The organism is Acinetobacter sp. 24-47-67 (genome assembly GCF_056779735.1).
Window position 1 is genome coordinate 59,798 of the sequence record NZ_JBWYIK010000002.1, and the last position, 15,983, is coordinate 75,780.

A 15,983-nucleotide genomic window follows, 5' to 3' on the forward strand; every position below is an offset into this window, starting at 1 on the left:
TAATGTTTTTATATAAATTAAAGCCATAAAATAAATGCTACATTCAATTTTGAATTTGCGTATACAATATTTTTAATTAAACAAATACAAATAAATAATGAGGTTGATGTCATGCAAATTTTAAAAAAATCAGCTGTTGTGCTCGCATTATCAAGTACCTTGCTTTTCACAGGTTGTGGGTACAATACACTTCAAGCGAAAGATGAAGCGGTGACTGCATCATGGTCTGAGGTACAAAACCAATACCAGCGTCGAGCAGACCTTGTTCCGAATTTGGTGAATGTAGTTAAAGGATATGCAAAACATGAAGAACAAGTTTTAACTGAAGTCACAGAGGCACGTGCAAATGTTGCAGGGCTCAAAGTTGATAAAGAAGTCCTTGAAAATCCTGAACTATTCAAGCGTTATCAAGAAGCGCAATCACAAATGACAAGTGCATTATCACGTTTGCTGGCAGTGACTGAGAACTATCCAGATCTTAAAGCAAATGAGCAATTCCGTGATTTGCAGGTACAATTAGAGGGTACAGAAAACCGTATAGCAGTTGCGCGTAATCGCTATATTTCTACCGTCCAAGATTACAACACCTATGTTCGTCAATTCCCACAAGTCATAACTGCAAAAGTCATTGGTATGGATGCAAAAGAAAACTTTAGTGCCGAAGCGAGTGCACAAAAGGCACCGAATGTTTCTTTTGATTAAATCAATGATTAGAAGTTAATGAATATGAGCATGAGAACACAGCATCTTAGACACAATAGTATGAAATTGATTTCATGGCTATTTGTCTTTGTGATGACCTGTACATTGCAAACGGTTCATGCAGAAACTGCAACAGCAGTAGACCATGAGTCTGACGCGATTGTGCTGGGAAAAGTGATTCAACCCAACTCAACAAATCCATCATCAAGTGCTCAGCAAAATAAACCAACACCACTATCTCCTGTTACTGTTTCAAATGATATGCAGGAAGGAGACTCACAACGTCAACTTCCTACATTAAATGAACCTGTGATAGATCAGGCGAATATACTTTCTCCTCAAGAAAAGTCGGAGCTTGATACAATAATTCGCGGTCTATATAGCGAGGGTAAGGCTCAAATTGGGATCGTCATCGTTCCAACAACTGGTCAGGAAGGTATTTTTGACTTTGCAATGCGGACTGCACAGACTTGGGGGTTGGGTTCTGCTCAACAAGATAATGGCTTGTTAATCGCGGTGGCAATCAATGATCGAAGATTACATATCGCAACAGGCTATGGATTGGAAGGTATCATTCCAGATATCGTTGCGAGTCGAATCATTCGTGAACAAATCACGCCTTACTTTAAAGTCAATCAATTTGGACAGGGTTTAATTTCAGGAGTCAGAGAAATTGAACGAATCGTTAACCTTGATCCTGAAATTGCCCAACAAGCCGCTGAAGAACTGAAACTTAGACAAGAACAAGCCTTAAAAGCACAATATGCAAAAGAAAAGACATTTAACACGGTATTATTCATTTTGATTGCTGGTGTGATTGGTTCTTTTATTATTGGTAATCGTTTAAGTGCTTCGGTCGCGGGTGTTACTGCTTTTGCTGCGAGCATGATTTATGGTTCAGGGATTTTAATCAGCTTGATTGTGGGCATTGGAATTTTCTTTTTATTATTTACATCCATCGCACAGTTGATTTTCCAAGCATTTTTATCTGGCGGAGGACGCGGTGGCAGTGGCGGTCGAGGCGGATTTGGCGGTGGTGGATTTAGTGGCGGTGGTGGTGGCTTTGGTGGGGGAGGTGCGTCAGGCTCATGGTAACAAAAACTGAAACGACAGAAATTATCACTGAACCAAGGTTGCAACAAGCATCTCAACCGAGTTTTAAGCGCTGGATTAGGCACTTTTGTTATTTGCCTGCGTCTAAACGTTATTTTTCCAAGATGGACCAAAATGCAATTGCTGAGGCAGTGAAACAAGCGGAGCAAGGTCATGTTGGAGAGATTCAAGTGGTCATAGAGGGATATATTCCATGTGCCTTGGCTTATTCAATGAATACTCGTCAGCGCGCCGAACAACTTTTTGCTGAATTAGGTGTATGGGATACAGAGTTTAATAGTGGTGTACTGATCTATTTAAATCTATGTGAACAGAAAGTTGAAATTGTGATTGATCGTGGCATTCAAAAGGCCACAACGCAACAGGATTGGCAAGCAATCTGTGATCACATGATTCGTGAGCTTAAAAATAAAAATTATAAACAGGGTGTTATGGTTGGCGTGATGGAAGTCGGCGAAATTTTGAATTGTTTTTATGATGATAAAGTGCAAGATTTGGAAAATGAGCTCAGTAATCAGCCAATAATTTTAAATTGATTTAAGAAAAGTGACAAAAAATGTCACTTTTTTACATAAATTAACATTAAAAATAAATTTGAAAATTATTTATTGGCAACCTTGAAGCGTTATCCGAAAATAGCATCAGTTAGTTAGCAACAACAAAATCTATTTTGGGGATAGGTTGTTAACTTTGAACTTAAAAATTAGGAGAGATGTTATGAACGCTCAAAAAGGTTTTACTTTAATCGAGTTAATGATTGTTGTTGCAATTATTGGTATTCTTGCTGCGATTGCGATTCCTGCATACCAAAATTATATTGCTAAATCTCAAGTAAGTGAAGCTCTTACATTGGCTGGTGGTTTGAAGACTGGTATTCAAACTAATTTACAAAATAATTCATGTTTTGCTAATGGAGAATCTACTGCTCAACCGCAAGATTCAATCGAAGGTAAATATGGTACTGCAACCATTACTTCATCTGGAACTGCACCAGCATTAACTTGTGGTATTAAATATGAATTTAAAGATACTGGTGTTTCAAATAAAGTAGCAGGAAAAGATATTGCATTAATTGTAAACGAAAATGGTGTAATGTCTAAAGCAGCAACAGGGACTACAGTAGATGATGAGTTCTTACCACAATCTTTAACGGTTTCTGGTTCATAAGTTAAATTGACTTAAAAAGAGGATTTTAAAATCCTCTTTTTTTATATGAAAATTATTTATATTCTTCTCGCCAACTTTGCCCTTGTTGCACTTGCAAGTTACTTGGGAGTAGAACGGTCATTGGTTAACTATGATTACTTAGTCGTATTACTTATTTTTCTATTTTTAAGAAATAAAATTTTAGCAGTTGTACTATTTTCACTTTGTATTTTCATAGATGGATTGAATATATTCTTTCAAATATTTCCTGTTATTCATCTATCCGATATTATCTACCTACTTCAATTTATACCAGAAATAGATCATACTAAAAAAATAATAATTTCGTTTGGATTAATATTCCTGTTTGTATATCTGTTTTTTTTATGGAAATTTTTAGGAAAATTTTCGGTATCCAAAAAATACTTTTCCTATGCAGTCATTATTGTAATCTTACTTTCAATACTACAGAGTTTTTATATTGCCAATGGTGAGCGAGCATGGCGTATTGGTGAATCTAAATATTTTGATTCACAAATTTATAATTTCATAAAATTTAGAAATATAGATTTTATAAAAAAATTTCAAACTTCAGAAACAGCTTTGGGAGGCAGATATTCTTTTTCAACTGGTTATGATGAAGTATTAAGAATTGAAAATCCTAAAAAAATTTTATTTATTGTAAATGAATCATGGGGAGTCACTTCAGATGAAATTCAAGAAGATTTATTGCATGAAATTTTAAACAATAAACGGTTTAAATTGCTCAAACAGTCTGAAGTCATTACAGATGGGTTTACCGTCAATGCTGAAATTAGAGAGTTATGCGGTCTATATCTGAATAATTTTAATCTCAAAAAACAAAAAAATGGATTTGAGCAGTGTCTACCTCATATTTTGAGTAAAAGGGGATTTCATACACTGGGTGTTCATGGTGCTGCGAGCACCATGTATGAGAGGAAAGACTGGTATCCAAAATTAGGTTTCAAGGAATCTCTATTTTATGAAAATTTTTTAAACTTAAATTCGCGTTGCTATTCATTTCCAGGATTGTGCGATCGAGATTTGATGCAAGTTATTAGAAATAAACTCATGAATCACGATCAAATTTTTCTTTATTGGCTTACGTTGAATACGCATCTTTCATATGACTTGAGAGATCTTAAAAATGATCAATTTGATTGCGAGCGATTTTTAATCGATGGAAAATCCTCTTTATGCCGAAATTTAAAATTACAGAAGCAGTTTTTTTCAAATATAGGTGAATTGCTAATTCAATCACAACTTAGTGGAACAATGATCATAATTGTGGGAGATCATGTGCCACCGTTGCTCGAAAATAATGAAATCAAATTTAAAGATGCTAAAGTTCCAATGATCGTGGGGTATATAGAGTGACGAATTTAAAAACATATAATAATGTCTTTTTGTTTTTTTTATTTTTTATTATAGGGTTTAGTAGTGTTTCTTATAGCCTTATCAATAATTTAGTGATTACTTTTATTTTGGGTGTGGCGTTATTATTTGTTTTATTGAAATATAAACTTGAATATTTTAGCTTCGAAAAGAAAGGATCACTGTTTTATTTTTTTTTATTGTTTCTAGTTTTTGGAGTTTCTCTCTATCTCTCACCTTATCAAAATGAACACATGTTGTATCGTTATTTTGGAGTGGTCTTAAGTATTATTTTTGGAATATTTGGATACTTTAACTACAAAAATAAAGGCTTTGATCTGATTTTTATCAGCCAAATTTTGAGTCTAATCGGTTTCCTTCATTGTGCAGTTTTAATATTTTATTGGTTTACTGTTCCGAGTCCAGCTGATTACGATTGGATATGGGATATGCCATTTTTTTCAAACATCAGACATATCGCGGATTATCTGTCCATTTGTTTTTTGGCTTCATTTATTTTGCTGTTGAATAAAAAACTGAAGCTTGGTTTTATATATTATATTTTTTCAGTTGTTTTACTTTCTGTGATTATTTGGACTGGAGCTCGGGCAGCTTATTTAAGTGTCGCTTTAGCCCTTATATTTTTAGTTTTAAATGATATTAAGACTATAAAAAAATTAATTATGGTTTTAGTTCCATCAGTCATCTTGCCACTGTTTTTTAAAACAAATTTACCTGGTTTAGGTATGGGGCGATCATTTGATGTAGTTGGTAAGTCGGTTAATAGCTATACCTCAGGCCGGGTCGAGTTATATCAAATGATATTAAGCAAGTTTTCTGAAAGTCCGCTATGGGGCTTGGGTCCTGAGGCTGTAAGAAATATTGCGGTTCCTTTTGCAGGTGGCGTGTTTGCCCATGCACATAATCTGATTTTACAAATATTGATTGAATTTGGGTTCATCGGTTTTATTCTTGTTTCAATTATTTTTGTGAAACCATTAATTCGTATTGCTAAATTTGAAAAGAACTATGAATTTATAATTTTGACGAGTTTTGTTATCAACATATTCATCGCTGCTATGTTCAATGGGGGATTCTATTACATCGTGACTTTACATATTTTTTGTTTCTTTTACGGCGCACTGTTGGCGAATTTAGATTCGAAAAGTACAATTACGATTTCTTAATTACATATTTGTATGCTGAACATATTTGCATGTTTGCTATTTTTAGCGTTAGCTTGGCTGCTACCATATCATCGTTCTCCTTGGCCAACCTTCGGTTCAGAAGTACTGACGTTTATCGCAGCCTCTTTTTTATTGCTAGGCTTAGCAAAATCTAGAGTAAAAATCGCAAAACCACAGCTTTATTTATTGCCATTTTTAAGTATCCCACTCATTCAATTTATTTTTGGACAGAATATCTATTTCAGCAATGCTTTATTTAGTTTTACATATATTCTATTCTTTGTATTGATGGTGATTGCTGGATATCAACTTTGCCTTGAGCAGAAAAATAGAGAACAAGTATTTAAAATTACCTGTTTAACATTTGTTTCAGTCGGAGTTATCTCAGCTATATTTGCTGTGCTACAGTGGTTGGATATGCATACCTTCTTTTCAGGTATTATTTATTCATTTAACGGCAATCGCCCGTATGCGAATTTGGCTCAGCCGAATAATTTAGCAACATTACTCATTCTAAGTTTATTAAGTAGTATTTATCTGTTTGAAAAGAAAATAATTTCTAGTTTTTTTCTTGTGCCAATGTCTTTAATCACACTGTTTGGCGTGGTGTTAGCACAATCTCGAACAAGCATTATCGTTTGTGCTTTTATCGTGATCTATTGGTTAATCAAACAATTCAAAAAACATAATCGATTTTCATTGACCCATTTAGCTTTTTGGTTAGGTGTATTTGTACTCTTAACACTGAATTTAACGACGATCAACCAGTTGATTTTTTCTATTGGTGATTCAGCTTCAGTCGTGCAAAGTTCCGCAGCAAACCGTGCTGTCCAAGGTATGGGTGATATTCGCCTTGATATGTGGCAACAAATGATAGCTGCGATTCTGCATCAACCATGGTGGGGGTATGGATGGAATCAAACAGGCTTAGCACAATACTATATTACTGATACCTTCCAAGTTTCACTTTGGTATAAAAGTGCACACAACATGATTCTAGATCTATTGGTCTGGAATGGCTTGATTCTAGGTGGGCTTATTCTTCTGTACTTTACATCTTGGCTACTTTGGCTCAATAAAGGGGTGAAGGATAATATCTCGATCATTGCAACATTAATGGTATGTGCGATCCTCATTCATGGCATGTTAGAGTTTCCTTTACATTATGCTTATTTTTTACTTCCGGCAGGTTTCTTACTGGGCATCATTCAAGCGCAATATACAAATTTACCTTCATTAAAAATGAATGGTCGAGTGTTCGCAGTGATTGCTCTTATCACGATTGTTGGGGCTTTAGCTACGACACGGGATTATTTTTTATATAAAGAGCAAAGTGTACTCGCATCAAAGACAGAAGCTTTAACAGTAGATCAGCAACACACCATGCAAAAGAAAATTTGGTTGATTACTCAATTTAAAGAGCGTGTGTGGTGGATCGGATTAGATCCTAAAACTGAAATGACAGAACAACAACTTGCTGATCTAGAGCGAATGGTTGCAAACTTGGCATCAAAATATGATTTACATAAGTATGCACAAGTGTTGGCTTTTAATGGTAAGGAGCAAGAAGCTAAGCATCAATTATGGATTTTAGAAACATTGCATAAGCAGCATATTGAGTATGATGATTTATTGAAATAAAAAAATCCCCGAAAGGGGATTTTTTTTATTTCAATCATTAAATTTGGCTTTGAATATAATTCTCTACACCAACTTGATCGACAAGATCGAGTTGAGTGGTCGCCCAATCTAAATACTCTTCTTCTTTTTCTAAAATCTCTTGTACTAAATCACGTGTAACATAATCGAGTTGTTCTTCTGCTAATTTCACAGCAGTTTGAATCGTTTCAATATTTTCTTTGACTTTCCGAACATCGCATTGCAGCACTTCAATGGTGTGTTGACCAATATAGAGCTTACCCAGATGTTGCAGATTTGGAAGACCTTCTAAAAATAAAATGCGCTCAATGATTTTATCTGCATGCTTCATTTGACGGATAGATTCTTTATATTCCGCTGAACCGAGTTGTTCGATGCCCCAATCATTAAACATACGTGAATGTAAGAAATATTGGTTGATGGCTGTAAGATGGTGGTAAAGCACCTGATTTAACTGATGAATAACGTCACGGTTGCCTTTCATGATCTTAGCTCCAAACTCAAAATTCAGCCTATCATAGAAGGCTATCGATAGAGATTATCTTAACCCAACTTGCTAAAGCCTGACGAGTAATTTATTGAACAGCAAATGAAAATCGCAATCAAATACACTTTTGCAAAAAATAACCCCGCTGAGTCAAAGCGGGGGGAGAAATTGGAAATCTGAATTATAGTTATAGAATGAGTTGTTATTATTTTTTAGCACATTCTGAACTAAGCGGCGATTGAAATTCTGGCAGCTATTTCAGCAAGTTCTTCATTAATAATACTGCGTGCTTCAGGAACACAGCGTCCACAACAAGTGCCTAGGTCAAGCAAGTCACGAATTTCACGATAAGATTCAGCGCCATTTGCCATAGCATCTTTAATATCTTGATCTGTAATTCCACGACATAAACAAACGTACATTTCTGCTCAACCACAAGGATAAATGCGATAGTTGATATTATTGATAATTATTATCGTTTGTCAATGAAATTCATTTAAAAATGCTGTTTAATTCATCGTTTTTCCAGATAAAAAAATACCACCTTATAGGTGGTATTTTCTAAGATATTGAAATTATTTAGAAATAATTACAACGCCATCCATTTCAACCAGTGCGCCTTTAGGTAAACTTGCAACGCCTAATGCCGCTCGTGCAGGGTAAGGCTGAGCGAAATATTCCCCCATAATTTGGTTTACCAGTTGAAAGTGAGATAAATCAGTGAGGAAAATATTCAGTTTAGCAATATCAGCTAAAGAACCACCAGCAGCTTCACAAACTGCTTTTAGATTATCAAATACACGACGAATTTGAGCTTCAATGCCCTCAACCAATTCCATGCTATATGGATCTAATCCAATTTGTCCTGAAAGATAAAGTGTATCGCCGACAAGAATGGCTTGAGAGTAAGTACCAATTGCAGCAGGTGCATTTTCAGTATGAATGACTTGGCGGGACATCTATTTCTCCATTATTCAAATCTAGCTTCATCATAAAGGATGAACACTATAGGTGAAAGCTCTAATCTGTATTTGTTTAGCAGGCTTGTGAGACTTCTTCAACTGCAAGAGGAGCTGACATGCGTGAAATACGCGGAAAACCAAATGGCATGCGGAGTTCACGAATGATTTGCGCAATTTGCTGACGACTATGAACAACAATACTCAGATAGGTTTTTGAATCGTATTTTCGAACGGACTCGATTCCTATTTTTGATTTACGGCAGATATAAATCAGTTCTGAAATTTGCTCATCACTTAATAATAGATCGATACACAAGTAAGCATTGAAGTTGATTTCTGATTCACCTTCATCTTTCCAGTGCAACGGCATAATATTTTCAGGATGTAACTGTTGTTCGTGTAGAAGGTTCTTACAGCGAGCACGGTGAACAATAAGACCACGGCGAGATAAATGCCCTTGTATAGGATCGCCTAACACTGCATTACAACAATGGGCATATTTTACATCTACACCATCAGTACCTAAGATCAGGCGACTTGATGCTTGATCTTGATGATGATCTTGAGCAAAGAGATGGTTCGCCACAAGTTGTGGGAGCAAATCACCTACAGCAATTTGTTCAAAAAGTTGATTCTTGGTTGGAATATGGCGCCATTGTAATAGTTCAGTCCAATTTTGATCGGTTAGATCATGAATAGACGTATTAAATAACTTTAATGCACGATTTAAGGCTTGTTGACCGACAAGGCGCTGTTCATCAATATCTTGGTCTCGCAAAATATTTTGAATAGAGCGTCTGGCTTTTTGAGTGTTGATAAAGCTCAGCCAATCCGGGTTGGGTGAAGCGAGAACATCGGTAATCACCTCAATGACTTGACCACTTGAGAGTGGTGTAGAAAGCGGTTTGATTTCACCATCAATTTTACAGCCGACGGCATGGTTACCTAAGAACAAGCTTGCAGAGTAGGCGAAATCTACTGCTGTAGCTCCTTGTGGTAACTCATGTAAGTGACCTTGAGGAGTATAGACCCATATTTTTTCTTGATGTAAATAATCCAATAGATCATTAAACGTGGTCTTAGCACAATCGCCACCGACTAAGGTATGCAAATTCTGCATAGATGCTTGAATGGCAGATCGGCATGTTTGAGGAGCATTTTCACCTAATACTACCCCAAATCGCGCAGCCTTACGCATAAGTTCAGTTTGTATGGTGAGCGAAAGCGTTGTTTTCTCGCCTTTCAAACGCAGCATCAAGGATTGATTGCCACCAGGGAGAGGGCGGCGGATATGATCTTGGTAATTTAAAACTTGGAAGTTATCTTTTAGTAACTCAACTAAACGATCGCAATCGGCAATGGTCTGGAGTACGATTTCAAACGCATGACTATGTGTGAGTTCTTGAAGGTTAATTTCGTTTTTAACAAAGTGGCGTAGCAATTCAATGTTATTGTTTTTCTTTTTAATCCGCCCAGGAATATTGGAGTTTTCCAAGAGGTCACTCAAATGCTTTTCCCAAATGGCTTGGTACTTACAGCGCTGCGGTTTGGTTTGCGCCAAAGCATCTTGAACATCATTGAACATATCTAAATCAAGATTTTGATAGCAGAGGTGTTCAAGGTTGTCAGCCATTTCATTCATGCCGACCAAACGCGCCATTGGCACGAATATATCAAAAGTTTCTTGCGCAATACGGGCACGTTTATCCGGTCTTAAAGCTTCCAAAGTCGTCATATTGTGGTAACGGTCTGAAAGTTTAATGATGATCACACGAGGATCTTGCAATGTGGCTTGTAGGATTTTTCGGAATGAGGCTGCTTTATTATATTCTTTGTCACTAGAGTGGCTTAATTTCGTAACACCATCGACCAGCTCAGCCACTGTTTTGCCAAATTTTTCAGTAATGTCTTCTTTGCTAAAGTCGGTATCTTCAATGACATCGTGCAGTAGTGCTGCCATCAACGTTTCTGGGTCTAGGCGCATATGTGCCAGAATACAACTTACGGCTATCGGATGCAGAATATAGGGTTCACCGCTTTTGCGTGTAATACCATCATGTGCCATGTCAGCATAATCGCAGGCCACAAGCACTCTGTCGACGTCCTTTTCAGATAAATACGCGTCGATGATGACTTTTAGCTGTTGCTTAGCTTGGCTGACCAATGGGCCTGGCATACTACACCTTTGAATCCGTGGAAGAGAGTAAAAAGTAAAAGACTTTACTAAAAATTCATATTGCTACAATGCTCTATTTTTAAATAGAGAATAGCTCTAATTTTTTTAACAAATTTTTTCAATTTTGTCGAATCATTCTCTAAAAAAATTCAATAAAAAAGCCTAGTCATTGGACTAGGCTCTTTTTAAATGCAGGTCTTAAGCTTATTGGAAAGAAAAACCATCTAAGTTTAAGTTATTTGCAGAAAGTGCTAAATCTAAGCTAGACGTTTGATAATCTTGCTCACGCTGTTTCAAGATATCTTTAGTGACATGACCTTCAGCGATTTCACGTAAAGCAACCACTGTTGGTTTGTCATTGTCCCATTCTACAGTTGGTTCGATACCTTGACGAGCAAGTTGACGCGCGCGTTTGCTTGCCACTAGTACAAGCTCAAAGCGGTTGTCTACATGGTCTAAACAATCTTCAACGGTTACGCGTGCCATAAGAGTTCTCGTATGTATGAAATTTTTTAACAGACTGCGCAGTATAAAATGCTTTGTCTATAGACTCAAGTTTAATCACGAATTCGGTGTGATTAATTTTTGAATTAAATCTTTATGTCGGTGAGCCTGTTGTGATAATGAAAGACGGTTCGCATTAATGACAGACTCAAGATCATGTAAAGCTTTATTAAAATCATCATTCAAGATGATGTAATCGAAGTTTACGTACTGTTGCATATCTTCTACCGCACAACTTAAGCGATGTTCAATCACTTCAACAGAATCTGTACCGCGGTTTGATAGGCGTTGGCGAAGATCAAATTGAGTAGGTGGAAGAATGAAAATTTGTTTTGATTCAGGAAAAAGTTTGCGAACCTGTTCTGCACCTTGCCAATCAATTTCAAGTAAAACATCATGACCTTTTGCAAGTTGTTCTTTTACAGTCGCTTGTGAAGTGCCGTAGTAGTTACCGAAAACTTCCGCGTATTCGATGAAACCACCTTGATTCACTTGCTCAATGAAAGATTCTTTGCTGGTAAAGTGATAATGCACACCATCTAATTCACCAGGACGTTGACCTCGAGTAGTGTGTGAAACAGAAACGTGTAAATTGCTTACGCGCTCAAGTAGGGCTTTAACTAATGATGTTTTGCCAGTTCCAGAAGCAGCTGAAACGACAAACAAGAGACCCGACATGATATTTTTCCTGATATGATAAAATATCTTCTCTATTTTAGAGCAGAGTGCTTTTAAACTAAATAGCAATTCGCATTTGTTTTAAAAAATATTCTGATTCATTGACCAAATTTTAGCGATCGTTTGAGGGTCTTATGGAAATTGTTTTAGCTAATCCACGTGGTTTCTGTGCTGGTGTAGACCGCGCTATTGCGATCGTTAATCGTGCACTTGAAAGCTTTAATCCTCCGATTTACGTTCGTCATGAAGTGGTACATAACAAATTTGTTGTGGACGATTTACGCCAACGTGGTGCAATTTTTGTAGATGAATTAGATGAAGTTCCTGATGACAATATCGTGATTTTTAGTGCACATGGTGTATCAAAAGCTGTGCAGCAAGAAGCTGAGCGCCGTGGACTAAAAGTATTTGATGCCACATGTCCTCTCGTGACAAAAGTGCATATCGAAGTCACAAAATATGCGCGTGAAGGGATAGAAGCCATTCTGATTGGTCATGAAGGGCATCCAGAAGTTGAAGGTACAATGGGGCAATATGATCTAAAAAATGGTGGTGCAATTTATCTGGTTGAAGATGAAGATGATGTCGCTGCTTTACAGGTAAATAATCCTAATAAGTTAGCATTTGTCACTCAAACGACGCTTTCAATTGATGATACGGCAAAAGTCATTGATGCTTTACGTGCTAAATTCCCAGCCATCCAAGGGCCACGTAAAGATGATATCTGTTATGCAACTCAAAACCGTCAAGATGCGGTCCGTGATTTAGCGACTCAATGTGATGTCGTTTTAGTGGTTGGCTCTCCAAACTCCTCGAACTCTAATCGTCTTCGTGAGTTGGCAGAGCGAATGGGTAAGCATGCTTATCTCGTAGATAATGCGGATGAGCTGAAAAAGGAATGGTTTGCTGAAACCACTAAAATTGGTGTTACCGCAGGTGCTTCAGCACCTGAAATTTTGATTAAACAAGTGATTCAGCGTCTACAAGATTGGGGCGCTACGTCACCACAGGAATTAAATGGGCGAGAGGAGAATATAACCTTTAGCTTGCCTAAAGAATTGAGAATTCAAGTTACTCAAGCTTAATAATGAATTATCAATGACATAGCAGGGTAAGTGAGCAGATTGTAAAAGTGTGATCTTATCCTCATTTTAATACCATTTGTCATAACTGTGTTGGCTTTATTATTATAAAATATTACTTTTGTAACATTAATAAATAAATACAAAAGTTTGAATATGAAAGACTTACAACGGGGCTTTACCATTATTGAGCTGTTGATTACCACAATTGTGCTATCAATCACAGCAACCATGGCTATTCCATCTTTTAAAAATCTTGTTGCGCAATATCGCCTAAATTCAGATGTACGTGAATTATCAAGCGTGCTGATGATGGCGCGTAATCAAGCAACATTGTTAAGAAAAGATGTGACTGTAGATCTTCAGTCGAATCAATCAGATAGCAATACAATCTTTCATTGGACACCCAAAGCGCAAAATAAATTGACTTCATCACAAGAAAAAGTCACATTCTGGATGGATGGGGGAATTTCTGACTTTACATCTGACATAAATTTTTCTATTTGTAATAAGGTGTTAGGTGTTTCTAAAACGATAGCAATTACAAGAATGGGAACACAATATTTAAAAGCAGAGGGGACATGCTAATGCGTGCTGCGCAACAGGGGGTAGGAATGATTGAAATTCTAGTTGCCTTATTGGTTTTGGCCATTGGGGTATTGGGGTTTTCATTTTTACAAATGCGCGCAATTGATGCTTCACATGAAGCAATGTCTAAATTACAAGCCATGAATTTAGCGCGTGACTTATCTGAGAAGATACGTGCGAACTCAAATGCTTATACTCAGTATCAAGCCAGAATAAATGCAGAAACACAAACAACTACAGCCAAATCATGTGTGCAAAAAGAAACGACGAATCCATGTGTTCAAGCAGCCGATTTTGCCCATTATGATGCTGCCCAGATAATAAAAAATGCCAATGGTCTTGGTATGAGTATCAAAATGCCGAATTGCCAAGTCAGTAATAATTTGCAATCTCGCCGATGCATTTACGTAGCCTGGGGAAAAACAAAACCTATCGATGATGCTTCTGCAAAAGATGCATGTACCCATGGTGGAAGTTATTTACCAAAAGCGCAATGCATCGTTATGGAGCTTTATTGATGCAGCATCTTAGGTATACACAAAAAGGTTTGACACTAGTCGAGCTTATGATCGCTTTGGTGCTTGGATTATTGATTACCGCTGCTGCGGTACATCTGTTTTTTACAGGGCAGATGGGATTCACGATGCAGAAAGGGATGTCGGAGGTTCAAGATAACGGCAACTTTGGTCTGCGCTTTCTTACTTATGAAATTCGTAAAGCAAATTATGGTCAAGTAAATATCATTAATGATCGTTTGACGCATGGTGGCATTGTTATCACTTCAGCTCAGTCTCCAGTGGTGCCTACATCTGGTGATTTGGCATTTAATGCGACCAATATTCCCGTCAATATTTCACGAAATATTCCAAATACGGAGGTTGTGCCTGTATCGCAATCTGGTATGCCGAGTAATATAGAGTTGGTTTCAGCTGAATCTTCACAACCTGCTCAAGCGGGAATGAGCGACCAATTGGTCATGCAGTTTTATGCTGATACACAAGGTGTGGATTGTGAAGGTAATAATTACGATGCTGGACGATATATTGTTCAACGTTTTTTTCTACGTAAAGATGCAAATGCAAATATTCAAAAAGAACCACACGATGCATTGGTCTTGGCCTGTGAAGCAGGGTGGTACACGCGTAACAGCACTCAAATTTTAAAAAATTTTAATAATAAACAGACTGTCTTTGGAACAACGAATGGTGAAATTTTGATGCATCGTGTTGATCACTTTCACTATCTGTTGGGGATTTCTAATGAGGATAATACGGCACAGCAAAGATATATAAGTATTGAAGATTATAAAAAGCTCAATGTTTATCCACGTCCACGCATCAATTCAATACAGGTCGGTTTATTAGTAAGGTCATCTGAGAATGTAGGTCAAAATCAAGCAATTTCTCCTCATCAAGAATTTGAAGTTCTTGATCAAAAAGTAAAATTAAAAAAAGCACAAAAAACCGTCGCGACTAAATTTATTCGACAAGTCATTACACAAACGATCGCGATTCGAAATGGTATGAGTGTGATGGATTCAGCGGAGGGCTTATGATTCAACATCAACGTGGTGCAACGCTGATTGTGGTACTGATTATGTTAGTTCTGCTCACCATTATTGGTACTTGGGCGATTCGACAAAGTATGGTGAGTTTGAATATCACCACCAACAGCCAAGCGCAACAATTGTTAATGCAATCTTCCGATACTGTTTTTTATCGATTGGGGCATGGCGGCTATGCTGCCTCCAGTGGTAACCCTCTGAGCTTAATTGGTTACTCGATTCAGAATGAAGGTGACGAAGTCGTATTCTGTTTTAGAAACCAATCCAATAGTGCGATGTTTAATGTTTCCAACAGTAGTGTATTGCGTTGGAATGAAGCAATGAGTGATGTCTCAGTCGATGGTGTTTCTGGGTTTTGTTCCTTATCAAACGATGGGGATTATGCCAGTGCTCGTAAGGCGCAATTAACTCAGGTGTCTGTAATCGTAAGCCCTCCATCAGACAGTGATCATGATATCCCACTTTCAAACGCAAACGTTGGAACTGACACTGAAAGTATAGGACAACCTTCTGATACTAAAAAAATAACAGTCTATTCAACATCGCTCTTACCCGCATTGTCTTCGACAGATTTAACGAATGAAATCCATCTTTGTTTGCGCCGACCACATACAGCACCATTGGTGGGTAATGCACAAACCATTTCATCTTGTTTAAAGGATATTGGTGTGCCGTATAACACCCAAATTCAAAGTTACATTTTTGATGCTTATCAGCGCGCTGAATCTTAATGGGGATGT

18 protein-coding genes are annotated in these 15,983 nt (G+C 37.1%); 12 read left to right on the plus strand and 6 right to left on the minus strand.

Annotated elements, in window-relative coordinates; all coding sequences use genetic code 11:
* Positions 1-111: 111 nt before the first annotated feature.
* From AC1M9K_RS04220 to AC1M9K_RS04250, 7 genes are all read left to right on the plus strand, one after another.
* Entirely contained in the window at positions 112-702 is a 591-nt protein-coding gene (locus AC1M9K_RS04220) for a LemA family protein (protein WP_481588600.1), read from the plus strand.
* Positions 703-762: 60 nt separating this feature from the next.
* Positions 763-1,797 carry a TPM domain-containing protein gene (locus AC1M9K_RS04225; protein ID WP_481588601.1) on the plus strand — a complete coding sequence of 345 codons (1,035 nt, stop codon included), beginning with the start codon at positions 763-765 and terminating at the stop codon, positions 1,795-1,797.
* Positions 1,791-2,351, plus strand: a complete 561-nt coding sequence (locus tag AC1M9K_RS04230; protein ID WP_481588602.1) for a TPM domain-containing protein — start codon at positions 1,791-1,793, stop codon at positions 2,349-2,351. The genes AC1M9K_RS04225 and AC1M9K_RS04230 overlap by 7 nt, the downstream gene beginning before the upstream one ends.
* A 181-nt stretch (positions 2,352-2,532) precedes the next feature.
* Complete coding sequence (locus tag AC1M9K_RS04235; protein WP_481588603.1) at positions 2,533-2,982, plus strand: pilin; 450 nt, start codon at positions 2,533-2,535, stop codon at positions 2,980-2,982.
* 45 nt (positions 2,983-3,027) lie between these two features.
* Positions 3,028-4,359: a sulfatase-like hydrolase/transferase gene (locus AC1M9K_RS04240; RefSeq protein WP_481588604.1), complete on the plus strand. Its 1,332-nt coding sequence runs from the start codon at positions 3,028-3,030 to the stop codon at positions 4,357-4,359.
* Positions 4,356-5,543, plus strand: a complete 1,188-nt coding sequence (locus AC1M9K_RS04245) for an O-antigen ligase family protein (RefSeq protein ID WP_481588605.1) — start codon at positions 4,356-4,358, stop codon at positions 5,541-5,543. The genes AC1M9K_RS04240 and AC1M9K_RS04245 overlap by 4 nt, the downstream gene beginning before the upstream one ends.
* A 12-nt stretch (positions 5,544-5,555) precedes the next feature.
* Positions 5,556-7,184 carry a PglL family O-oligosaccharyltransferase gene (locus tag AC1M9K_RS04250; RefSeq protein ID WP_481588606.1) on the plus strand — a complete coding sequence of 543 codons (1,629 nt, stop codon included), beginning with the start codon at positions 5,556-5,558 and terminating at the stop codon, positions 7,182-7,184.
* Between the two features lie 37 nt (positions 7,185-7,221).
* On the opposite strand, the gene bfr is transcribed toward AC1M9K_RS04250, so the two are convergent.
* The 6 genes from bfr to gmk all read right to left on the minus strand — a co-directional run bounded on the left by bfr (position 7,222) and on the right by gmk (position 12,009).
* Positions 7,222-7,686: a heteropolymeric bacterioferritin subunit Bfr gene (bfr, locus tag AC1M9K_RS04255; protein WP_035264352.1), complete on the minus strand. Its 465-nt coding sequence runs from the start codon at positions 7,684-7,686 to the stop codon at positions 7,222-7,224.
* A gap of 230 nt (positions 7,687-7,916) precedes the next feature.
* Complete coding sequence (locus tag AC1M9K_RS04260; RefSeq protein WP_035264349.1) at positions 7,917-8,111, minus strand: bacterioferritin-associated ferredoxin; 195 nt, start codon at positions 8,109-8,111, stop codon at positions 7,917-7,919.
* A gap of 153 nt (positions 8,112-8,264) precedes the next feature.
* The gene (locus tag AC1M9K_RS04265; protein WP_035264336.1) at positions 8,265-8,648 is read right to left on the minus strand and encodes a RidA family protein; all 384 of its coding nucleotides are present in this window, start codon (positions 8,646-8,648) and stop codon (positions 8,265-8,267) included.
* A gap of 76 nt (positions 8,649-8,724) precedes the next feature.
* A complete protein-coding gene (locus AC1M9K_RS04270; protein WP_481588607.1) occupies positions 8,725-10,827 on the minus strand; it encodes a RelA/SpoT family protein in 2,103 nt (700 codons plus the stop codon).
* 204 nt (positions 10,828-11,031) lie between these two features.
* Entirely contained in the window at positions 11,032-11,313 is a 282-nt protein-coding gene (gene rpoZ / locus AC1M9K_RS04275) for a DNA-directed RNA polymerase subunit omega (RefSeq protein ID WP_035264331.1), read from the minus strand.
* 75 nt (positions 11,314-11,388) lie between these two features.
* Complete coding sequence (gene gmk, locus AC1M9K_RS04280) at positions 11,389-12,009, minus strand: guanylate kinase (RefSeq protein WP_035264330.1); 621 nt, start codon at positions 12,007-12,009, stop codon at positions 11,389-11,391.
* A 134-nt stretch (positions 12,010-12,143) separates the two neighbouring features.
* Between gmk and ispH the strand changes: the two genes are divergently transcribed.
* From ispH to AC1M9K_RS04305, 5 genes are all read left to right on the plus strand, one after another.
* Positions 12,144-13,094 carry a 4-hydroxy-3-methylbut-2-enyl diphosphate reductase gene (ispH, locus tag AC1M9K_RS04285; RefSeq protein ID WP_092766665.1) on the plus strand — a complete coding sequence of 317 codons (951 nt, stop codon included), beginning with the start codon at positions 12,144-12,146 and terminating at the stop codon, positions 13,092-13,094.
* Positions 13,095-13,247: 153 nt separating this feature from the next.
* A complete protein-coding gene (locus tag AC1M9K_RS04290; protein ID WP_481588608.1) occupies positions 13,248-13,679 on the plus strand; it encodes a pilus assembly FimT family protein in 432 nt (143 codons plus the stop codon).
* Positions 13,679-14,197, plus strand: coding sequence for a type IV pilus modification protein PilV (gene pilV / locus AC1M9K_RS04295; protein WP_481588609.1), 519 nt, complete (start codon positions 13,679-13,681; stop codon positions 14,195-14,197). The genes AC1M9K_RS04290 and pilV overlap by 1 nt, the downstream gene beginning before the upstream one ends.
* Entirely contained in the window at positions 14,197-15,234 is a 1,038-nt protein-coding gene (locus AC1M9K_RS04300) for a PilW family protein (RefSeq protein WP_481588610.1), read from the plus strand. Before pilV ends, AC1M9K_RS04300 begins: the two co-directional genes overlap by 1 nt.
* A complete protein-coding gene (locus AC1M9K_RS04305) occupies positions 15,231-15,974 on the plus strand; it encodes a pilus assembly PilX family protein (protein ID WP_481588611.1) in 744 nt (247 codons plus the stop codon). The genes AC1M9K_RS04300 and AC1M9K_RS04305 overlap by 4 nt, the downstream gene beginning before the upstream one ends.
* Positions 15,975-15,983 lie beyond the last annotated feature (9 nt).